At 68.9% G+C, this 20,988-nt stretch carries 20 protein-coding genes; 6 read left to right on the plus strand and 14 right to left on the minus strand.

The window, feature by feature from the left end; genetic code table 11:
• Positions 1 to 17: 17 nt before the first annotated feature.
• The 7 genes from J2739_RS05380 to J2739_RS05410 form a co-directional block, all read right to left on the minus strand.
• Positions 18 to 521: a Crp/Fnr family transcriptional regulator gene (locus J2739_RS05380; RefSeq protein ID WP_309899293.1), complete on the minus strand. Its 504-nt coding sequence runs from the start codon at positions 519 to 521 to the stop codon at positions 18 to 20.
• A 34-nt stretch (positions 522 to 555) separates the two neighbouring features.
• Positions 556 to 1,869, minus strand: a complete 1,314-nt coding sequence (gene moeA / locus J2739_RS05385; RefSeq protein ID WP_309899295.1) for a molybdopterin molybdotransferase MoeA — start codon at positions 1,867 to 1,869, stop codon at positions 556 to 558.
• Between the two features lie 14 nt (positions 1,870 to 1,883).
• On the minus strand, positions 1,884 to 2,534 hold the full coding sequence (gene mobA, locus J2739_RS05390) for a molybdenum cofactor guanylyltransferase MobA (RefSeq protein ID WP_309899298.1): 651 nt from the start codon (positions 2,532 to 2,534) through the stop codon (positions 1,884 to 1,886).
• Positions 2,535 to 2,553: 19 nt separating this feature from the next.
• The gene (gene moaA / locus J2739_RS05395; protein ID WP_309899300.1) at positions 2,554 to 3,678 is read right to left on the minus strand and encodes a GTP 3',8-cyclase MoaA; all 1,125 of its coding nucleotides are present in this window, start codon (positions 3,676 to 3,678) and stop codon (positions 2,554 to 2,556) included.
• A 139-nt stretch (positions 3,679 to 3,817) separates the two neighbouring features.
• Positions 3,818 to 4,579 (minus strand): SDR family oxidoreductase, encoded by a 762-nt coding sequence (locus tag J2739_RS05400; RefSeq protein WP_309899303.1) that lies wholly within the window; start codon positions 4,577 to 4,579, stop codon positions 3,818 to 3,820.
• 59 nt (positions 4,580 to 4,638) lie between these two features.
• Positions 4,639 to 6,072, minus strand: a complete 1,434-nt coding sequence (locus tag J2739_RS05405) for an aldehyde dehydrogenase family protein (protein WP_309899305.1) — start codon at positions 6,070 to 6,072, stop codon at positions 4,639 to 4,641.
• A gap of 49 nt (positions 6,073 to 6,121) precedes the next feature.
• Complete coding sequence (locus J2739_RS05410) at positions 6,122 to 6,676, minus strand: peroxiredoxin (protein ID WP_309899306.1); 555 nt, start codon at positions 6,674 to 6,676, stop codon at positions 6,122 to 6,124.
• Positions 6,677 to 6,794: 118 nt separating this feature from the next.
• On the opposite strand from J2739_RS05410, the gene J2739_RS05415 reads away from it, so the two are divergent.
• The 5 genes from J2739_RS05415 to J2739_RS05435 all read left to right on the plus strand — a co-directional run bounded on the left by J2739_RS05415 (position 6,795) and on the right by J2739_RS05435 (position 12,575).
• Positions 6,795 to 8,369, plus strand: a complete 1,575-nt coding sequence (locus tag J2739_RS05415; RefSeq protein WP_309899309.1) for a phospholipase D family protein — start codon at positions 6,795 to 6,797, stop codon at positions 8,367 to 8,369.
• Positions 8,370 to 8,388: 19 nt separating this feature from the next.
• Positions 8,389 to 9,306, plus strand: a complete 918-nt coding sequence (locus J2739_RS05420; RefSeq protein ID WP_309899312.1) for a fatty acid desaturase — start codon at positions 8,389 to 8,391, stop codon at positions 9,304 to 9,306.
• A 3-nt stretch (positions 9,307 to 9,309) separates the two neighbouring features.
• Positions 9,310 to 11,238 (plus strand): iron-containing redox enzyme family protein, encoded by a 1,929-nt coding sequence (locus J2739_RS05425; protein ID WP_309899314.1) that lies wholly within the window; start codon positions 9,310 to 9,312, stop codon positions 11,236 to 11,238.
• Between the two features lie 246 nt (positions 11,239 to 11,484).
• Entirely contained in the window at positions 11,485 to 11,727 is a 243-nt protein-coding gene (locus J2739_RS05430) for a hypothetical protein (protein WP_309899316.1), read from the plus strand.
• Between the two features lie 278 nt (positions 11,728 to 12,005).
• Positions 12,006 to 12,575 (plus strand): hypothetical protein, encoded by a 570-nt coding sequence (locus tag J2739_RS05435; protein WP_309899318.1) that lies wholly within the window; start codon positions 12,006 to 12,008, stop codon positions 12,573 to 12,575.
• Positions 12,576 to 12,665: 90 nt separating this feature from the next.
• Here the strand turns inward: J2739_RS05435 and J2739_RS05440 are convergent, their stop codons facing one another.
• On the minus strand, positions 12,666 to 14,840 hold the full coding sequence (locus J2739_RS05440) for a sodium-translocating pyrophosphatase (RefSeq protein ID WP_309899321.1): 2,175 nt from the start codon (positions 14,838 to 14,840) through the stop codon (positions 12,666 to 12,668).
• A 250-nt stretch (positions 14,841 to 15,090) separates the two neighbouring features.
• On the opposite strand from J2739_RS05440, the gene ppa reads away from it, so the two are divergent.
• Complete coding sequence (gene ppa / locus J2739_RS05445; RefSeq protein WP_309899323.1) at positions 15,091 to 15,621, plus strand: inorganic diphosphatase; 531 nt, start codon at positions 15,091 to 15,093, stop codon at positions 15,619 to 15,621.
• A 41-nt stretch (positions 15,622 to 15,662) separates the two neighbouring features.
• Here ppa and J2739_RS05450 read toward each other — a convergent pair whose 3' ends face one another.
• From J2739_RS05450 to J2739_RS05475, 6 genes are read right to left on the minus strand one after another with little or no spacing between them, the layout of a single operon-like run.
• Entirely contained in the window at positions 15,663 to 16,697 is a 1,035-nt protein-coding gene (locus tag J2739_RS05450) for an L-idonate 5-dehydrogenase (protein ID WP_309899325.1), read from the minus strand.
• A gap of 27 nt (positions 16,698 to 16,724) precedes the next feature.
• A complete protein-coding gene (locus J2739_RS05455) occupies positions 16,725 to 17,543 on the minus strand; it encodes a glucose 1-dehydrogenase (RefSeq protein ID WP_405053831.1) in 819 nt (272 codons plus the stop codon).
• A complete protein-coding gene (locus J2739_RS05460; RefSeq protein ID WP_309899330.1) occupies positions 17,495 to 18,019 on the minus strand; it encodes a gluconokinase in 525 nt (174 codons plus the stop codon). The genes J2739_RS05455 and J2739_RS05460 overlap by 49 nt, the downstream gene beginning before the upstream one ends.
• Positions 18,020 to 18,022: 3 nt before the next feature.
• On the minus strand, positions 18,023 to 19,024 hold the full coding sequence (locus tag J2739_RS05465; protein WP_309899332.1) for a 2-hydroxyacid dehydrogenase: 1,002 nt from the start codon (positions 19,022 to 19,024) through the stop codon (positions 18,023 to 18,025).
• Positions 19,025 to 19,039: 15 nt separating this feature from the next.
• Positions 19,040 to 19,711: an RraA family protein gene (locus tag J2739_RS05470; protein WP_309899333.1), complete on the minus strand. Its 672-nt coding sequence runs from the start codon at positions 19,709 to 19,711 to the stop codon at positions 19,040 to 19,042.
• A gap of 27 nt (positions 19,712 to 19,738) precedes the next feature.
• Complete coding sequence (locus J2739_RS05475; protein ID WP_309899335.1) at positions 19,739 to 20,947, minus strand: aspartate transaminase; 1,209 nt, start codon at positions 20,945 to 20,947, stop codon at positions 19,739 to 19,741.
• Positions 20,948 to 20,988 lie beyond the last annotated feature (41 nt).

A 20,988-nucleotide genomic window follows, 5' to 3' on the forward strand; every position in this document is an offset into this window, starting at 1 on the left:
CTGCCGGCAGGGTCCGGCTACAGGTCCGCCGGACGTGTGACGAGACGCTCCGGCGCCTCCAGCACCTCGCCCATGCGGGCGCGGAACAGCAGGGCGTCGGTGTGGCGCAGGCGCCGGCTGAGCTCGCGCCCGATGTTCATCTGGATCAGCGCGAACTGCGTGGCATCGTGCTCGAACAGGCGCAGCAGGTTGTCGGAGGTGAGCCGAATCGCGCTGCAGTCCTCGTCGGCCCGAATCGAGGCGCTGCGCGGGAACAGGTCCAGGAGCGCCATCTCGCCGAAGCAGTCGCCCGGCCCGAGCCGGCGCAGCAGCAAGCGCTGGTCTTCCCAACTCTTCGACACGGTCACGCGGCCGCGCTCGAGCACGTACATGCCGTCGGCCAGATCGCCCTCGCGGCAGAAGTAGTCGCCGGCCGCGACCTCGATCACCGGCGCCGGTTCGAGCAGGAACTCGAGGGTTGCGGCATCGATGGCGCCAAAGATCGGCATCTGCTGCATCAACTCGATTCTGGCTGCGAGCATGCGCGCCTCCTGCACGGAGTGGGGTTCGCGTGTCCTAGATCACGCCCTCGAACATCATCACGTCGACCAGGTCACCCGCCGCCACGCTGCCCTGCGCGTGGTGCAGCACGACCAGTCCGTTGGCCTCGACCATCGAGCTGAGCACGCCGGAGCCCTGGTTGCCGGCAATGCGCACCTCGGGCAGCGCGCCCGGCACGGCTTCGACGCGGCCGCGCTGGTACTCGGTGCGGCCCGGCTTCTTGCGGATCGCATCGACGCTCCTGGCGCGCAGCAGGGGCGGCGGCGCGCAGGCCCTTTCGTGGCAGCCCATCATGCGCAGCAGGGCCGGCCGCACGAAGGCGAGGAAGGTGACCATCACCGCCACCGGATTGCCGGGCAGCCCGAACAGCACGGCCGTACCGCCGGCGCCGCGCGGCCTGGGGATGAGCCCGACCGCCATCGGCCGTCCGGGGCGCATCGCGACCCGCCAGAAGGCCATGTCACCCTGCTGCTGCATCACGGCGCGCGTGTGGTCGGCCTCGCCCACGCTGACGCCGCCGCTGGTGATGATGGCGTCGGCCTCGGTCGCGGCGCGGCGCAGCGTGTCGGCCAGCGCGGCGGGATCGTCGCGCACCAGGCCGAGGTCGATCACCTCGCAGCCGAGGCGGGTGAGCAGGCCGAACACGGTGTAGCGGTTGCTGTCGTAGACCGCGCCTTCACGCGGCAGCTCGCCCAAGCTCAGGATCTCGTCGCCGGTGGAAAAGTAGGCCACGCGCAGGCGCCGCAGCACCGGCACCATCGGCAAACCGAGGCTGGCCACCATGCCCAGCGCAGCCGGCGACAGGCGTTCGCCACGCAGCAGGGCGGGCTGGCCCTGCTGCAGGTCCTCGCCGGCCAGGCGGCGGTTGTCGCCCCGTCGCAGCGCCTTGGCAGGAAAGCGCACCTGCTCGCCCTCGACGAAGCAGAACTCCTGCGGGACTACGGTGTCGAGGCCGGCCGGCATCACGGCACCGGTCATGATCTTGACCGCATCGCCGGGTGCCAGCGTGCCGCGCCAGGCCGCGCCGGCGAGCGCTGTGCCGACCACGCGCAGGCTCACCGAAGCATCGCTGGCCGCGCCCGTCGGCAGCACGGCGCCGTCGAAGGCGAAGCCGTCCATGGCCGAGTTGTCGTGCGGCGGCACGCTCACGGGCGAGACGATGTCCTCGGCCAGCACCCGGCCCAGGGCATCGCGCAGGGCGATCCGCTCGGTCTGGGTGACGACGGCCGATTGCGCGAGCCGCGTCAGGAAGGCCTGCACCGCGTCGACGCCGAGCGCCTTGGGGTCGTAGCCCGCCAGTTCGGCGGCAATCTCGGCGATGCGGCTCATTGGGGGAACCCGGATCAGCGTCGCTGGCCTTCGAGCGCGTGCAGCTCGGCCAGCGTGTTGGCGTTGAAGAAGGCATCGGGCGCATCGCCCGGGCGGTCGAAGGGCACCAGCGCCGTGCGGTGCCGGGCGGTCCAGCGATCGATCTTGCGGCCGCCCTCCTGCGTAAAGCGCACCAGGCTTTCGAGCAGGGTGGCGCGCAGCAGGCAGAAGACGGGCTGCGGCCGCAGGGCCGAGGCGCCGTCCGCTTCGGCGGCGGCCTCGGGGGCGTTGACCATGGCGATCTCGGCGTCTTGCACCAGCAGCGCCTCGCCCAGGCGCTCCGCCAGGTCGAAGGGGAACAGCGGCGTGTCGCAGGGCACGGTGAGCAGGTAGGGCGTCTCGCAGCGCTCCAGCCCGGTCAGGAAGCCGGCCAGTGGCCCGGCATAGTCGGCCAGGCCATCCGGCCAGACCGGCACGCCGAAGGATTCGTAGGCCGAGAGGTTGCGGTTGGCGTTGATCATCAGCTCGCCGACCTGCGGCTGCAGCCGCATCAGCGCGTGCAGCGCGAGCGGCGTGCCGTTGAAGTTCTGCAGGCCCTTGTCGACACCGCCCATGCGCGAGCCGCGGCCGCCGGCGAGGACGAGGCCGGTGATCTCGCCGGGGGCGATGGCGGTCGGTGTGTTCATTCGGGCGACCGTGCGGGGCTCATCCGCCGATGTAGCTCATCTCGACACGGCGCGCGCCGCTGGACGCCTCCGTGTCGGGACCGCGCAGCGCGCGCAGCTCGGAATAGCGGTCGGCGCGGCCCTGCCAGATATGGCCGATCGCGGAGGCGATCTGCGCATCGTCGGCATCGCCGCGCAGCAGCGGCCGCAGGTCGTGGCCGGCGGTCGCGAAGAGGCACAGGTAGAGCTTGCCTTCGGTCGACAGGCGCGCGCGGGTGCAGTCATGGCAGAAAGCCTGGGTCACGCTGCTGATCACGCCGATCTCGCCGCCGCCGTCGCGGTACGCCCAGCGCTGGGCGGTCTCGCCCGGGGCCGTCGCTTCGAGCGGCTCGATCGGGAACTCGGCGGCGACGCGCTGCAGCACCTCGGCCGAGGGGAGCACCTCGTCCATGCGCCAGCCGTTGGTGGCGCCGACGTCCATGTACTCGATGAAGCGCAGCACGACGCCGGTGCCGCGGAAGCGCCGGGCCATCGGCAGGATCTCCTGCTCGTTGGTGCCGCGCTTGACCACCATGTTGACCTTGATCGGGCCCAGCCCGGCGGCGTGTGCTGCGTCGAGGCCGGTGAGCACTTCGGCGACCGGGAAGTCGACGTCGTTCATGCGGCGGAACACGGCGTCGTCCAGGCCGTCGAGGCTGACGGTGACGCGCTGCAGGCCGGCTGCCTTGAGCGCTTCGGCCTTGCGCGCGAGCAGGGAGCCGTTGGTGGTCAGCGTCAGGTCGAGCGGCTTGCCTTCGGGTGTGCGGATCGCCGCCAGCTGCTCGATGAGCAGCTCGAGGTTCTTGCGCAGCAGCGGCTCGCCGCCGGTGAGCCGGATCTTGTGCACTCCGTGCGCGGCGAAGATGCGGGCCAGCCGGGTGATTTCCTCGAAGCTCAACAGTGCGCTGTGCGGCAGGTACTGGTAGTCCTTGTCGAAGACTTCCTTGGGCATGCAGTAGCTGCAGCGGAAGTTGCAGCGGTCGGTGACGCTGATGCGCAGATCGGTGAGCGGGCGCGCAAGCCGGTCGAGCAGCACTCCGGTGGCCGGTACCGCGTGCGTCGGCAGCGGCGCGGCGCGTTGTGCGCGACCGATCTGGGAGACGGGGACGATGTGCTTGCTGCTCATGGGGAAAGGGCAATTTACCCCATTGCCGGGCCTGCCGCCCCTTTTCGGCTGAATAGCGGCCTGGTGAAAGCGGGCATGCGGACGCAGGGGACGCTTCGCGCACTCCGCGTCCGGATGCCCGTTCCCGCTTCCCCGGAATCTAGACGCAGCGCGCCCCGTCCACCTCGATGCACACGCCGCTGATGAACGCCGCCTCGTCGCTGGCCAGGTAAAGCGCCGCGTTGGCCACGTCGAGCGCGGTGGAGAAGCGGCCCAGCGGGATGGTGGCGAGGAACCTGGCCTTGCGCTCCTCGGTGATCGGGCCGCCGGCGAACTCGGCCGCCAGCCCCGTGTCGGGGTTGAACACGGGGTTGATGCAGTTGACGCGGATGTTGTCAGGGCCGAACTCGGCGGCCAGCGACTTGCTGGTGGTGATCACCGCGCCTTTCGAGCCGTTGTACCAGGTCAGGCCCGGGCGAGGACGCACGCCCGCCGTGGAGGCGATGTTGATGAAGGCGCCGCCGCCATTGGCGCGGAAGGCCGGCACGGCGTGGATGGTGGAGAGATAGATGCTCTTCATGTTGACGGCGAAGCAGCGGTCGAACTCTTCCTCGCTCACTTCGAGGGCGGGTCGGTTGCGGTGGGTCCAGCCGGCGTTGTTGACCATCACGTCGAGCTTGCCGTGGCGCTGTACCGCGGCGGTGACCAGGGCCTGGACCTCGGCCGACTTCGTGACATCGGCGGCGAAGAAGGAGGCCTTGCCGCCGGCGCGCCGGATGGCCTGGACCACCTGTTCGCCGGGCTCGCTGGCGATGTCGTTCACGATGACCTGCGCACCTTCGGCGGCCAGCCGCTTGGCGATGCCTTCCCCGATGCCGCCGCCGGCGCCGGTCACGATGATGGATTTGTCTTTGACGCGCATGCCTTGGGTCTCCGGGGATGAGGGAAGAAACGGGGAGTGTAGGCACCCCGTCGAAGGGATCAGCCGTGGCGAACCGCCACGGTCTTGAGCGTGGTGAAGCCGTAGAGCGCCTCGAAGCCCTTCTCGCGGCCATAGCCCGATGACTTGACGCCGCCGAAGGGCAGCTCCACGCCGCCGCCGGCGCCGTAGTTGTTGATGAAGACCTGCCCGCTCCTCACCCGCTTGGCCATGCGGAACTGGCGCCCGCCGTCCTTCGTCCAGATGCCGGCGACCAGGCCGAACTGGGTGGCGTTGGCCAGTGCCACCGCCTCGTCCTCGTCGCGGAAGGACATGGCAGCGAGCACCGGGCCGAAGACTTCCTCCTGCGCCAGGCGGTGCGTCACCGGCACGTCGCGCAGCAGCGTGGGCGCCTGGTAGAAGCCGGTCTGCGGCGCTTCGTCGACCACCACGCCCTGGGCCACCATCGGGATGCCGGCGTGCTGGGCGTCGGACAGGAAGTCCCAGACGCGCTGCTGCTGGGTCTGGCGGATCAGCGGGCCCACGTCCAGGTCCATCGCCGCGGGCCCGACGCGCAGCGCCTCGAAGGCCTGGCCCAGGCGTTCCAGCAACAGCTCGTAGATCTCGCGCTCGACCAGAACACGCGAGCCGGCCGAGCAGGTCTGGCCGGCGTTCTGCACGATGGCGTTGATCAGCACCGGGATGGCGGCGCCGAGGTCGGCGTCGGCGAAGATGATCTGCGGGCTCTTGCCGCCGAGCTCGAGCGTCACGGGGCAATGGCGCTCGGCCGCCACCTGCTGGATCAGCGTGCCCACCTTCGGGCTGCCGGTGAAGCTGATGTGGTCGATGCCGGGGTGCCTCGCCAGCGCGTCGCCCACCTCGTGGCCGTAGCCGGTCACGATGTTGATCGCCCCGGGCGGGAAGCCCACCTCCGCCGCCAGCTGCGCCACGCGGATCAGGGACAGGCAAGCATCCTCGGAAGGCTTGACCACGCAGACATTGCCCGCGGCCAGCGCCCCGCCGACGCTGCGGCCGAAGATCTGCATCGGGTAGTTCCACGGGATGACATGGCCGGTGACGCCGTGCGGCTCGCGCCAGGTGAAGACGCTGTAGCCGTCCTGGTAGGGGATGGTTTCGCCATGCAGCTTGTCGCAGGCGCCGGCGTAGAACTCGAAGTAGCGCACCAGCGCCAGCGCATCGGCGCGCGCCTGCTTGACGGGCTTGCCGCAGTCGCGCTGCTCGAGCAGCGCGAGCTCGTCCGTGTGCTCGGCGATCTTCTGCGACAGCTTGTAGAGCAGCCGGCCGCGCTCGGCCGCGCTCAGTTTCTGCCAGCTGCCCTCGAAGCAGTCGCGCGCCGCCCGCACGGCTGCGTCGATGTCGGCGGCATCGCCGCGCTGCAGTTCGTCGAAGGCCTGCCCGTCGGAAGGGTCCAGGACGGGGAGGGTCCGGCCGGAGGAGGAGGGGACGCTTTCGTTGGCGATGTAGTGGAGCTGCATGGCCGAAATTGTGCGCGAAAGCGACAGGCCGCGTCCCTGGGGGAAGGCCTCAGCGGCTGGAGACAGTCTTCGGCAGCGCCTTCACCGCGTTGAGCATGCGTTCCACGTGCTTGTCCGGGTTCAGGTTCTGGTAATAGGAGGCGACCGTGCCGTTGGGCGCGACCACATATGACAGCCGGTTCGCGAAGTCGGGGCGGGTCTGCATCAGCGCGTCGAAACCCTCGATCACGACCTTCGACTGGTCGGCCGCAACCGGGAACTTGCTCTGGCACTGCTTCACCGAGAAGTCCTTCAGCGTATCGATGTCGTCGGCCGAGACGCCGATCACCGTGGCGCCGACCGCTTCGAACTGGCCCATGGCCTCGGCGAAGGCATGCGCCTCGATGTTGCAGTCGGTGGTGCCGGCCGCCGGGAAGAAATACACCACCACCGGCCCCTTGGCCAGTGCGTCCGCCAGCGAATAGCGGAAGGTCTTGCCCCCCAGCGCGGCGGTGGCGGTGAACTTGGGCACCGGATCGCCGATGTCCAGCGCCGCCAGGGCTGGAGAAAGAGCCGTGGCTGTCAATGCGATGGCGGCGATACGCGCGAGAATCCGTCGGGTCATGATGTAACTCCGGGAAGGGGCATCGCGAAATTCTAGAGCCCGGATCGGCTGCGCGGCAGGGTGAAACCGCCAAGGGCCTGCCGCCGTATCCGGAACATGGCAAGAGAGAGGAAAGATCATGAACGCATGGGTCCATCTGCTGCGCGCCGCGCTGCTGTGCGTCCTCGCCGCCGGGCTAGGGGCCTGCGGCTCGCTGCCGCCGGCCCGGGAACGGCCAGCGCAGTACGCGGCGCCGGCCGATCCGTCGACCACGCTGGCCAAGGTGGTGGCGGCCTCGACACCCCCCGGTGAGCACTCCGGGTTTCGCCTGATGCCCCTGGGCGTGTATTCGCTCGATGCGCGCATCCAGCTCGCGCAGCGGGCCGAGCGCTCGCTCGTGGTGCAGTACTACCAGCTCGAGAACGACGCCGTCGGCCGGCTGCTGATGCGTTCGCTGCGGGAGGCCGCGGCGCGCGGCGTCAAGGTGCGCATCCTGGTCGACGACCTCTACACGAGCAAGAGCCAGTACCTGCTGCTCGCCTTGTCCCAGACGCCCAACATCGAGGTGCGGCTCTTCAACCCCTTCTGTTGCGGACGCGACGGCTTTCTTTCGCGCTTCCTCGCTTCCCCGCAGGAGATCGCCCGACTCAATCACCGCATGCACAACAAGCTGTTCATCGCGGACGGCGCGATGGCGGTGGTCGGCGGGCGCAACATCGCCGACGAGTACTTCGTGCTGAGCGAGGCGCAGAACTTCATCGACATGGACGCAGTCGTGGTGGGGAAGGTCGTGCCGCAGCTCGAGACCATCTTCGACACCTACTGGAACAGCGAGCAGGTCTGGCCGATCCAGGACATCGTGCGCGGACAGGGTGGCGTAACGCCGGGCACCGCCGAGTTCGACTCGTGGATCGGCATGGCCGCACCGCCGCCCAAGATCGTGCTGCCGCCCAATGACATCCTGGGTTACGGGCCGATTTCCGAAGAGCTCGACGAGGGGCGCATGGGCCTGCTGTGGGGCGTGGCCCACGCCGTCGCCGACCCGCCCACCAAGCCCGCCACCATGTCGGCCGACGAAGCGTTGGCCACCAGCGTCACGATGCGGATCTGGGAGCGGCTGCTCGAGGCCAAGCAGGAGGTGCAGATGACCTCGCCCTACCTGGTGCCGGGCGAGAAGGGCATGGCCGCCTTCGAAGATCTGGGCAGGCGCAAGATCAAGCTCGTGCTCCTGACCAATTCGCTGGCAGCCAACGATGAGCCGCTGGTACACACCGGCTACATGCGCTATCGCGAGCGCCTGCTGAAATCGGGGGCCGACCTCTACGAGCTGAGCCCCGAACGCACCACGGCCAGCAAGCGCTTCGGCTCCTTCGGCAGCTCGCTGGGCCGGCTGCACGCAAAGACGGCGGCCATCGACCGCTCGCGCGTCCTGATCGGCTCGGCCAACCTCGACCCGCGCTCGGCCACCCAGAACACCGAGATGGGCATGCTGATCGACAGCCCGCAACTCGCACGCGAATTGCTGCGCGTGATCAGCGTGAGCCGGGTGCAGAACTCCTACCGCCTGCGGCTGGCCAAGGGCACCGGTCGCCTCGAATGGCTGACCACCGATGGCGAGAAGGAAATGGTACTGACCAGCGAGCCGGAGGCGACCTTCCTGCAGCGTTTCTACAACCGGCTGATCGCGCCGATCGTTCCGGAAATGCTGCTGTAGCCGGCGCGTGGCGACATCGTTGCGCTCCCCGCCTGCGCGCCGGCTCGTCCTGCCGCGGCTGCGCCACTGGCGCGACTGGCAAAGCCTCGCCTACCTCGCGCTGCTGCCGGCGCTCTCGGCGTGGCAGTGGGTGCACGGCTTCAGTTGGCTGCTCTACGGCCCGATGCTCTTTCTCACGCTCGGCATCAGCGTGATCCACCACAACCATGCGCACATGCGCCTGTGGCGCGGCCGCAGGGCGAACCGCTTCACCGATGTCTGGCTGACCCTGCTGCAGGGCCATCCGACCTTCGTGTTCTGGCCGGCGCACGTGGCCAATCACCACCGCTTCCGGCATGGGCCCCGGGATGCGGCGCGCACCTATCGTTTCGGCGGCGACACGAATCACCTCTGGGGCTACCTGATCCATCCGCTGCAGGCGGCGGCCGTGCTCTACCCCCTGTTCATCGCGTGGCTGGCGACGCTGCGCCGCCACTGGCCCGGCGCATGGCGCTACTGCATGACGCAATATGCGTGGTGGCTGGGCAGCTGGGCGGCGCTGCTGGCGCTCGACTGGCACCGCGCCCTGTTGTTCGTGATCCTGCCGCAGCTGCATGGCCTGCATTGGCTGCTGGCCACCAATTACCTGCAGCACGCGCATGCGGACGGCCGGCCGGGGACGAAGGGCGGCTCCCTCGACTACGCGCGAAACTTCGAAGGGCTGGTCAATCCGCTGCTCTTCAACATCGGCCTGCACACCGCGCATCACGAGCATTCGCACATCCATTGGTCGGAGCTCGGGCGGCTGCACCGCGAGTGCTACCGGGCGCGCGTCCACCCGGCGCTCAACGAGCGTGGCCTGCTGACCTACATGGCGCGGGTGTTCGTGCTGGGCGCGTTGGTGCCGCGCTTTCGCAGCCGCTCGCTGATGCCCGCGAGCGCCCTCCCACCGCCCTGATCCATGCCCGTCCCGTTCCAAAACGTCCATCTCGAAAGCGCCGGCTACTTCATGCCGGGCAAACCGGTGTCGAACGAAGGCATGGACGCCTACATCGCGCCTCTCAACCGCATGTCGGAACGCATCAAGCGGCGCATCCTGGCCGAGAACGGCATCCGCGAGCGTTACTACGCCATCGACCCCGAGGGCCGCACCGTGCACAGCAACGCGCAGCTGGCGGCGGCGGCGATCCGCCACTGCCTGCAACAGGGCGGGGCCGAGCTCTCGCGCGTCTCGCTGCTGGCCAGTGGCTCCTCGGGCGGCGACACGTTGATGCCGGGCTTCGCCAACATGATCCAGGGCGAACTCGCGGCGCCGCCGATGGAGACGCTGTCGGTGCACGGCATCTGCGCGGCCGGCGTGTCGGCCATCCAGGCGGCCGCCCAGGGCGTGGAGATGGGGGCGCACCGCTCGGCGCTGGCCGTGGCGAGCGAAATGCCTTCGCGCCTCTTCAAGCGCTCGCGTTTCGCGGCCCGAGGCTACGACTGCGATTTCGACTCGCACTTCCTGCGCTGGATGCTCTCCGATGGCGCCGGGGCGATCCTGCTGTCGGACGGCGCACCGGCACTGGCCGGGACGCCCGGCGCATCCGCCGTCCGGCTGCGCCTGAAGTGGATCCACCAGCGTGCCTTCTCGGGCGACTACCCGGTGTGCATGCAGCTGGGCCTGACCGAGGACCGCGCCCGCGGGCACCTGGACTTCGCCTCCTGGGGCGAGGCCGAGGCCGCGGGCGCGCTGTCGCTGCGCCAGGACATCCGGCTGCTCCCGCACCTGTTCGACATCGGCATCCACGAGTACGCGGGGCTGGTGCGCGAGGGCTGGCTCGATCCCGGGCGGGTCGATCATTTCCTGTGCCACTACTCGTCGGAAAAGTTCATTCCGGTGGTCGACGGCCTGATGCAGAAGGCCGGCCTCGCCATCCCGCGCGAGCGCTGGTACAGCAACCTGGCCTGGCGCGGCAACACCGGCGCCGCCTCGATCATGGTCATGCTGGCCGAGTTCCTGCATACCAGGCTCGTGAAGCCGGGCGAACAGATCTTCTGCTACGTGCCCGAGTCGGGGCGCTTCATGGCGGCGTACATGCTGTTCGAGGTCGAGGCGGCGGATGCCGCACCCGTTTCCGCTCCGGTGCGCGCGCGGGCGGCGGTCGCTGCCGATGCCGAGGCCGAGGCCGAGGCCGAGGCCGTCTCAGCGCCGCACGATCCGGCCGGCGCGCCCGAAGCCCTGGGCGGCCTGCTCACCGAACTCGCCTCGATCTGGCACGACTACCGCTCGGGCGTCTGGCGCACGCCGCTGGTCCGGCAGATCCGCGAGCGCCGCTTCGCGCTGCCGGACTACCTGAACTGGATGGAGAACTGGATTCCCCAGGTGCGCGAAGGCAGCAAGTGGATGCGCGAAGGCGCCGCCTCGCTGAGCCAGCGTTACCAGGCGCTGGCGTCCCTCATCGGCGTGCATGCCGGCGAGGAGCAGGACGATTTCATGCTCCTGTTCGACGACTACCGCAAGGCCGGCGGCGCGGTCGCCGACATCGACGCGCTGCGCCGCAACCCGGGCGGCGAGGCGCTCAGCGCCTACCTGCATGGCCTGGCCGCGACGCGGAACCCGATCGGCCTGCTGGGCGCGATCTACATCATCGAGGGCACGGGCCAGCGCATCGTGCCGGCCCTGCTGCCGCTGATCAAGGCCGGCGTGAAGCTCTCGCCGGGGGCTTTGCGCTTCCTCGAGTACCACGGGCAAAACGACGAGAACCACCTGAAGCGCTGGCTGGCCGCGGTCGAAATGGCGATTGCGCTGGACGAGGAGGGCGATGCGGCGCGCCGCATCGCCGACACCGCGCGCCACACGGCCGCGCTCTACCTGATGCAGTTCGAGCACGTCAGGCAGCCGCGTTGAAAGTGCGCCTGCGGCCGACGCCCCGTTGCCCGCGCACGCACAGGACTTCGGGACTCGGGGTCCCCGTATTCATCGAGGGGCTGTACTGCCTGCTGCTACAGTGCCAGGTTGCGCAGGAGACTGGCGCTGCCGGCGGTCACTTGTAATCTTGCATCTCCGCCCCCACATCCCCACTCATGAACGCTACCCAAATCTCGGCGCCGAAGACCCAGCGTGCGAAGCGCCGTACCGAGTCGGACACCGCCCATGGCCAAGGCTGAGGTCAAGACTGCCATCGTCGCCGATGGCCTTCGCTACAAGGCCAAGGCCTCGGGCTCCCCCTTCCGCGCCTCGGCTTCCTTCAGCGGTGCGACCATGTCCTGCTTCCTGTGCGGCAAGCACCGCGTGCGCTCGCAGATGCGCACGCGCCAGTTCCTGGGCAAGTCGCAGACGGTTTGCGCACCTTCCTGCAAGGCGCTCGACGAAGCAGAGGCGGCTGCCTCGGCGTAAATCGCGCCGCAAGGTCGCTGCTTGGCGCCGCGGAGCCCGCGCCTCATGGCTCCCGCGGCGCGCTTTAATGGCGCTTTCATGACGTAGTCGAGCGATTCCATTTGGTTCTGCAAATCGACTATCAAAAGCGCCGAAATCGATCTACAGTTGGAAACAATTGATGCAAATATTTGCGTCAATACCTAAGTTCTAATTCACGGTCGATTAATGAATCCGCTTAAAACCATTCACTGCTATTGGTTGCGGCGCCTCCACGCGAGGGGGAAGGGCGATTTGCCATGAGCCGGCCTCCGCGTCATGTCGTCATGCAGGTCGTCAAGCGCTCGGGCGGTGCCACGCACCACGTGGACTTCACCATCGACGACAACTTTGCCGAGCGCCTGCGCCAACTGCGCTCACTGGTCCCTCCGCTGAACGCCCTGAACAAGCAGCGCGATCTGGTGATCGACAAGGTGCGCGTGCGGCTTCCCACCGCCGTCTGGCGCCTCGGAGGCGAGGTGGATGCCGAGGTCGACGGCTCCTGCATCGTCATTGCCGCCGAAGGCTTCTTCAATTGCGGCGGCAAGGACCGCAAGACCAAGGAGAAGCTCGTTACCTACACCTTCCCGATCGCGCGCCTGATCGAGTTGCACACGGAGCGGCCTGCCGGCGAGACCTTCTATATCCGTGACGGCGTCTTCACCAATGACGAGCCGGCCAACTCGGCGGCTGGCCGCTGGGTCGCGGCGCTGCACGAAATGGAGGAGACGCGCCCCCCGGAGTCGCCGTCCGACTTCGACACGCTCCAAGGCGTGCCGCTGCGCACCGAGCAGGGCGCGCTGCCGACCCACGGCGCAACGCTGAACTGAAGCGCTGCCAACGAAGCCGCTTCGCGCCGGATTCGTTGACAAGCCTGGCCTTTGGGTGCGGCGGCCACCGGCCGCCGCAGCTTCCCACTTCTACTGAACCTTCACCTCGGCCGCAGGCGCCGCGGCCGGTGCGGGCGCGAGCGCGGGTGCGACCGCGGGAGCCGGCGAGATCGCGGGCGTGGTCATCGCGCCGACGTCGCCTGCATGGAACTTGACCACCAGCGGGACGATGAGCAGCGCCACGATGTTGATGATCTTGATCAGCGGGTTCACCGCCGGGCCGGCCGTGTCCTTGTAGGGATCGCCCACGGTGTCGCCGGTGACTGCGGCCTTGTGCGCCTCGGAGCCCTTGCCGCCGTGGTGGCCGTCCTCGATGTACTTCTTGGCGTTGTCCCAGGCGCCGCCGCCGGTGCACATCGAGATGGCGACGAACAGGCCGGTGACGATGGTGCCCATGAGCAGCCCCCCGAGCGCCTTTGGCCCCAGCAGCAGGCCGACCAGGATCGGCACCACCACCGGCAGCAGGCTCGGGATCATCATTTCCTTGATCGCGGCGCCGGTCAGCATGCTGACGGCGCGGCCGTATTCGGGCTTGCCGGTGCCTTCCATGATCCCGGGGATCTCGCGGAACTGGCGTCGCACTTCCTCGACCACGGAGCCGGCCGCGCGCCCCACCGCCTCCATTGCCATGGCGCCGAACAGATACGGGATCAGCCCGCCGATGAAGAGGCCAACGATCACCATCGGCTCGCTCAGGTTGAAGCTGATGGCCTGACCGTAGGTCTCCAGCTTGTGCGTGTAGTCGGCGAACAGCACCAGCGAGGCCAGGCCCGCCGAGCCGATGGCGTAGCCCTTGGTCACCGCCTTGGTGGTGTTGCCCACGGCGTCCAGCGGATCGGTGATGTCGCGAACGCTGGCCGGCAGTTCCGACATCTCGGCGATGCCGCCGGCGTTGTCGGTGATCGGGCCGTAGGCGTCGAGCGCCACCACGATGCCGGCCATGCTCAGCATGGCGGTGGCCGCCACCGCAATGCCGTAGAGGCCGGCCAGCATGTAGGAGGCCAGGATCGCGATACAGACGAAGAGCACCGGCCAGGCGGTCGAGCGCATCGACACACCCAGGCCCGCGATGATGTTGGTGCCGTGGCCGGTCGTCGAGGCCTGCGCGATGTGCCGCACCGGCGAGTACTGGGTGCCGGTGTAGAACTCGGTGATCCACACCAGCGCCGCCGTCAGCGCCAGGCCGACGAAGCAGGCGCCGAAGAGCTTGATCTGGCTGCCCGAGGCCGTGATCGCGTTGTCGGGGATGAGCCACTGCGTCACGAACCAGAACGCGATCAGCGACAGAAGGCCGGCCACGGCCAGCCCTTTGTAGAGCGCCGGCATCACGTTGATCATGCCCGGCGAGGCGCGCACGAAGAAGCAGCCGATGATCGAAGCGATGATCGACACGGCCCCCAGCGCCAGCGGATACAGCACCGCATTGACCGGCGCCGCCGCCACCATGAGGGCGCCCAGCACCATCGTCGCGATCAGCGTCACCGCATAGGTCTCGAACAGGTCGGCCGCCATGCCGGCGCAGTCGCCGACGTTGTCGCCCACGTTATCGGCGATCACGGCCGGGTTGCGCGGATCGTCCTCCGGGATGCCGGCTTCGACCTTGCCCACGAGGTCCGCTCCGACGTCGGCGCCCTTGGTGAAGATGCCGCCGCCCAGCCGCGCGAAGATCGAGATCAGCGACGAGCCGAACGCGAAGCCGATCAGCGGATTGAGCAGGGTGGCCAGCTTGGTGCTGGGTGTCAGCTGTCCGTTGCCGGCCAGGAACCAGTAGAAGGTCGAGACCCCCAGCAGGCCGAGCCCCACCACCAGCATGCCGGTGATGGCGCCGCCGCGGAAGGCGACGTCCAGCGCCGGACCGATGCCTTGGGTGGCTGCCTGCGCGGTGCGCACGTTGGCGCGCACCGAGACGTTCATGCCGATGAAGCCGCAGGCACCCGAGAGCACCGCGCCGATCACGAAACCGATGGCGGTGGTGGCGTCGAGGAAGACGCCGATCAGGATCGCGAGCACGATGCCCACGACGGCGATGGTGCGGTACTGCTTGGCCAGGTAGGCCGCCGCGCCGGTCTGGATCGCGGCCGCGATCTCCTGCATCCGGGCGTTGCCGGGGTCTTTCGAAAGAATCCAACTGCGCGCCCAGAAGCCATAACCCACGGCCACGAGGCCGCAGACGATGGCGAGGACGAGTGGGGTGTTGCCGATCATGCCTTGCTTCTCCATTCGTACGTTGTGACTTGTGGAGACGAAAGCACGGAGCCCTGTGCGCAACGCGTACGGGTCAGTGCTTCCGCCGCGTTGCTTCCTCGAAGCCCCGATGCCCGAAGGGCGGGGCCGATTGGCCAACGGGACCAATTTACAGGCAAAAGTCTGGTTTGGTGCGACCGGGCCGTGACACGGAAAGTAAACTTCGGGTTTGTCCGAATCTCTCTAACACCTATCCACTACAGACCGTCCTATGTCCCTCGGCCAAGTTTCCCCCGGCAAAGACGCCCCCGAAGCCTTCAACGTCGTCATCGAGATCCCGATGAACGCCGATCCGATCAAGTACGAGGTCGACAAGGAGTCCGGCGCGATCTTCGTCGACCGCTTCATGACGACGGCGATGCACTACCCGACCAACTACGGCTATGTGCCGCAAACGCTCTCGGGAGACGGCGATCCGGTGGACGTGCTGGTCATCACCCCTTGGGCGCTGGTGCCGGGCGTGGTCGTGCCCTGCCGGCCCATCGGCATCCTGATGATGGAGGACGAGGCCGGCGTCGACGGCAAGGTCCTCGCCGTGCCCACCGACAAGGTACTGCCGATCTACAGCCACTGGAAGAAGGTGGAAGACGTCAACCCGATGCGCCTGAAGGCCATCACGCACTTCTTCGAGCACTACAAGGATCTGGAGCAGGGCAAGTGGGTCAAGGTGCTGGGCTGGGAAGGCATCGATGCAGCCAAGAAGGAGATCATGGACGGCATCGCGAACTACAAGAAGGGCTGATGCCCTTGCGCGGAGCGGGGCGAGACCGCCCCCCCCCTCGCTCAATCGAAGTTCAGGATCACCTTCATCGCCTGCGAGCGATCCGCCGCCAGCGCGAAGGCGCGCGCCGAATCGCGGTACGACAGCGTGGCCGAGATCAGCGGCTTCACGTCCACCAGCCCCTTGTTGAGCAGCTCCACCGCGACCGCGAACTCCTCGTGGAAGCGGAAGGCGCCACGCAGGTCGAACTCCTTGGCCACGATGGTGTTGATGGGGATCTGCATCTCGCCGCCCAGCCCCAGCTGCACGATGATGCCGCGCGGGCGCAGCGCATCGAAGGCGCCGACCAGCGCGCGCTGGTTGCCGCTGGCCTCGAACAGCACGTCGAAATGACCCTTGTCGGCCGTGAAGCGTGAGAGCCCATCGGGCTCCTCCGCCACGTTGACGACCTCGTCGGCGCCGACCTTGAGCGCCTTGCCCAGCGTGTGCGCGCCGACGTCCGTGGCCACGATGTGCGTCGCCCCCGCGCGCCGGGCCGCGATGATCGCCAGCGCGCCGATCGGCCCGCAGCCGGTGACCAGCACGCTCTTGCCCAGCAGCGGCCCCGCGCGGCGCACCGCGTGCAGCGCCACCGAGAGCGGCTCGGCCATCGAGCCCTCGCCGTCGCTCACCGTATCGGCCAGCCGGTGCGCCTGCCAGTGCTCCACCACGATTTCCTGGCGGAAGGCGCCCTGCACGTGCGGCGTGCGCATCGCGCTGCCGTAGTAGCGCATGTCCAGGCAGTGGTTCTGCAGACCCTGCTGGCAGTAGCGGCACAGCCCGCACGGCCGGCTCGGGCTGATGGCGACGCGTTCGCCAGCAGCGAAGCCGCCTGCCGCGGCGCCCACGGCCTCGACCATGCCGGCCACCTCGTGGCCCAGCACCATCGGCTCCTTGATGCGCACGGTGCCGAAGCCGCCGTGCTGGTAGTAGTGCAGGTCCGAGCCGCAGATGCCGCCGCAGCGCACGCGCACGCGCAGCTGGCCGGGCCCGAGCTCGGGAGTGGGGACATCCTCGACGCGCAGGTCGCCGGGGGCGTGGATGACGAGTGCTTCCATGGTGTGTGTCTTCCTTCTTGCGCGCGTTCAGAGGGTCGCGGTGACGCCGCCGTCCACATAGAGGACGTGGCCGTTGACGAAGTTGGAGGCCTCGCTCGCGAGGAACACCGCCGCGCCCACGAGGTCTTCCACATCGCCCCAGCGCCGCGAGGGCGTGCGTCCGACCAGCCAGGCGGTGAACTCCTCGTTCTTCACCAGCGCATCGGTCAGCTCGGTCTTGAAGTAGCCCGGGCCGAGGCCGTTCACCTGGATGCCGTGCTGCCCCCAGTCGATGGCCATGCCCTTGGTGAGCATCTTCACCGCACCCTTGCTGGCGGTGTACGGCGCGATGCCGGGGCGGCCCAGCTCGCTCTGCACCGAGCAGATGTTGATGATCTTGCCGCGCTTGCGCGGGATCATGCGCCGCGCCACCGCCTGACCGACCAGGAACACGCTGTCGACGTTGGTCTTCATCAGCTCGTGCCAGTGCGCTTCCTCGAACTGGTCCAGCGGGCCGCGGCGCTGCATGCCGGCGTTGTTGACGAGGATGTCGATGGGACCGATGTCGGCTTCGATGCGTTCGATGGCCGCGTTCACCGCCGCGCCGGCGGTCACGTCGAAGGCCGCGGTGAAGACCGTGGCGCCTTCCTCGCGCAGCCGGGCGGCCGCCTGTTCGAGCTTGTCGGTGCTGCGCGCGTTGAGGACGATGCGTGCGCCGGCGCCTGCGAGGCCACGCGCGAGCGCCAGGCCGATGCCGGCGCTGGAGCCGGTGATGAGCGCGGTGCGCCCGCTGAGATCGAAGCTTTTGAGGACGGGGTTCAAGGCGGAGTCTCCATCAAGGGTTGGGGCGCGGCATGGCCGAGCCATCGAAGTATCGCCTCGCCTTGCACCGCGCGCGGCTGCATCGCGTCCACCCGCAGCACACCGGGTTCGCCCAGCGGCGGCTCCAGCGCCTCGAACTGGCTCGCCACCAGGCTTGGCGGAAACAGGTGGGCGGGGCGGGCGGCCACGCGCGCGCGGGCTTCCTCGGGGCCGATGTCGATGAACACGGTCTGCAGCGCCGGCACCGCTGCGCGCAGGCGTTCGCGATAACGCCGCTTCAGCGCGGAGCAGCTGAGCACAGCTCCGCCGGGCGCCTCGGCCAGCAGCACGCCGAGCCGGTCGAGCCAGGGCCAGCGGTCGGCGTCGTCCAGCGCGATGCCGTGGCGCATCTTGTGCTGGCTCTGCGGCAGGTGAAAGTCGTCGCCCTCGATCAGCGCGCAGCCGAGCGCGGTGGCGAGCCGGGCGGCGACCGTGGACTTGCCGCAGCCGGCAACGCCCATGACCAGGATCCTCGGCGCCATCGGTCAGCGGGCTTGCGCCAGGACTTCGGGATTGACCGGCGTCGGCGGCCTGCCGGCCTGCCTGCCGCAGCCGAGGGCGGCGATCAGGTTCTCGATGGTCAAGGCCGCCATCGCGCGGCGTGTCTGCACCGAGGCGCTGCCGATGTGCGGCGTCAGCACGACGTTGGGCACGGCCAGCAGGTCGGGATGGACGGCCGGCTCTCCCTCGAAGACATCGAGGCCTGCTGCCGCGATCGTCCCGGAGCGCAGCGCCTGCGCCAGCGCGGCATCGTCCACGATGCCGCCGCGCGCGATGTTGGTCAGCGTGGCCGTGGGCTTCATCTGCGCCAGCTCGGCGGCGCCGATCGCGTGGTGCGATTGCGGCGAATAGGGCAGCACCAGCACCAGGTGATCGGCTTCCTTCAGCAGCGTGGCCTTGTCGACGTAGCGGGCGCCGGATTCCGATTCCGCCTCGGCCGTCAGCCGCGAGCGGTTGTGGTAGATCACGCGCATGCCGAAGCCCAGCGCGCCCCGCCGTGCGATGGCACGGCCGATGCGGCCCATGCCGAGGATGCCCAGCGTCGCGCCATGCACGTCGCCGCCGACGAACATGTCGTAGATGCCGGTCTTCGTCCATTCGCCGCGCCGCAGGAAGCGCTCCGATTCCGCGATGCGCCGGGCCGTGGCCATCATCAGGGCGAAGCCGTAGTCGGCCGTGGTCTCGGTCAGCACGTCGGGCGTGTTGGTAACCAGCACCCCACGCGCGGTGCAGGCCGCGACGTCGACGTTGTTGTAGCCCACGCCGACGTTGCACACGGCCCTGAGCTGCGGGCAGGCGTCGAGCAGGGCAGCATCGATGCGCTCGCTGCCGGTGCTCATCACGCCCTGCTTGCCCTGCAGCCGGCGGATCAGCTCGGCCGGGCTCCACACGGCATCTGTGGGGTTGTCGTCGACGTCGAAATGCTCGCGCAGCCGGTCGGCGAGGTCGGGGAAGGTGGCGCGGGTGGCCAGGACGGAAGGGCGCATCGCGGGGCACCGGCTTCAGTTGTTGCAGCGCGCCTCGAGCGCATCGATGAAGGCGCGGTCCCAGCGGCCTTCCTTCATGGCGCGGATCGTCTCGGCTTCCGTCGCCAGATGGGCGCGCGCTTTCTCGATGAGCAGCTCGGCCTCGTCGCGCGCGAAGGCCATCAGGCCGTCCTGGTCGCCGACCACGATGTCGCCGGGGTTGACGACCATGCCGCCGACCGACACCGGCACGTTGATCTCGCCCGGGCCGTCCTTGTAGGGCCCGCGATGGGTGACGCCGCGCGCGTAGACCGGAAATTCGCGCGAACGGATCTCGGCCAGGTCGCGGATCGCGCCGTCGATCACCACGCCGACGACGCCGATCTGCGCGGCATAGAAAGACAGGATGCCGCCGACCACCGCGTTGTTGAGGTCGCCTCCCGCGTCGACCACTAGCACGTCGCCGGGACGGCAGAACTCGAGCGCGCGCAGGTAGGTCAGGTTGTCGCCGCCGCGCGAGCGCGCGGTGACGGCGGTGCCCGCCATGGTGAGGGCGACAGGGCGGTGGTAGGGATGCAGGCCGGTGCTGCCGATGTTGCGGTGCATGTTGTCGCTCAATGCGGCGACGGGGATCTCGTGCAGCGCGGCGATGATCCTGGCATCGACCTGCGGGGCCGAGCTGTTCTTGCGAAGGGCTTTGTAGGGCATGGGGTTCGGTCCTGAGGGTTCGTTGAATCAGCGCAGCTCGGCCACGGCGCGCGCGATGCGCGCGCAGCCTTCTTCCAGCGTCTCGATGGCGGTGGCGATGGACAGGCGGAAGTAGGGCGAGAGGCCATAGGCGGTGCCCGCGACGGTGGCGACGCCGGCGCTTTCCAGCAGGTACATCACCACGTCCCCATCTTCATTCAAGGTCTTGCCCGCCGGCGTGGACTTGCCGATCAGGCCGCTGCAGTTAATGTAGAGGTAGAAGGCGCCGGGCGGCGTGGCACAGCTCAGGCCCGGGATGGCGTTGACGAGGGCCAGCGTGCGGTCGCGCCGCGCCTTGTAGACGGCCACGCTCTCGGTCACGAAGCCCTGGTCGCCGTTGAGCGCGGCGGCGGCGCCGGCCTGGCTGATCGAGCAGCAGTTGCCGGCGGACTGCGACAGCAGCGTGTCCATGGCGGTGATCAGGTCCGACGGCCCCGCGGCCCAGCCGATGCGCCAGCCGGTCATGGCATAGGTCTTGGAGACGCCGTTGATCGCGAGGGTGCGCTCGCGCAGCGCCGGCGCAACGGCCAGCAGGTGCGGCGTCGCCTGGCCATCGAAGCGGATGTGCTCGTAGATGTCGTCCGTCATCACCATGACGTGCGGATGGCGCGCGAGCACCTCGGCCAGCGCGCGGTATTCGTCGGCCGTGTAGCTCGCGCCCGTGGGGTTGCTCGGCGAGTTGATCAGCAGCCAGCGCGTGCGCGGCGTGATGGCCGCCTCCAGCTGGGCCGGCGTGAGCTTGAAGCCATTGGCCTCGGGGCAGGCGACGGTGACGGGCGTGGCTTCGCAGGCCAGCACCATGTCCGGATAGGAGACCCAGTAGGGCGCCGGGATGATGACCTCGTCGCCCGGCTCCAGCGTGATGGCCAGGGCGTTGTAGATCGCGCTCTTGGCGCCGTTGGTGACGATGATCTCGTTCATGGCATAGCGCAGGCCGTTCTCGCGCTCCAGCTTGGCGACGATGGCCTGGCGCAGCTCCACCGTGCCGGCCATCAGCGTGTAGCGGGTCGCGCCGCGGTCCATGGCGTCGGCGGCGGCGCGGCGGATGTGCGCGGGGGTGTCGAAGTCGGGTTCGCCCACCACGAGGTTGACGATCGACTTGCCCTGGCGGCGCAGTTCGTTGGCGCGGTCGGCGGCGGAGGTGCTGGGTGAAGGCTTGATGCGCCGGACGCGGGCGGCGATGCGGGAGGTGGTCACGGGTCTCTTCCTTGGACGAGGATGCAAGGCCGCAACGGTAC

Source organism: Variovorax soli (assembly GCF_031454625.1).
In the GTDB taxonomy this organism is placed as follows: domain Bacteria; phylum Pseudomonadota; class Gammaproteobacteria; order Burkholderiales; family Burkholderiaceae_C; genus Variovorax; species Variovorax soli_A.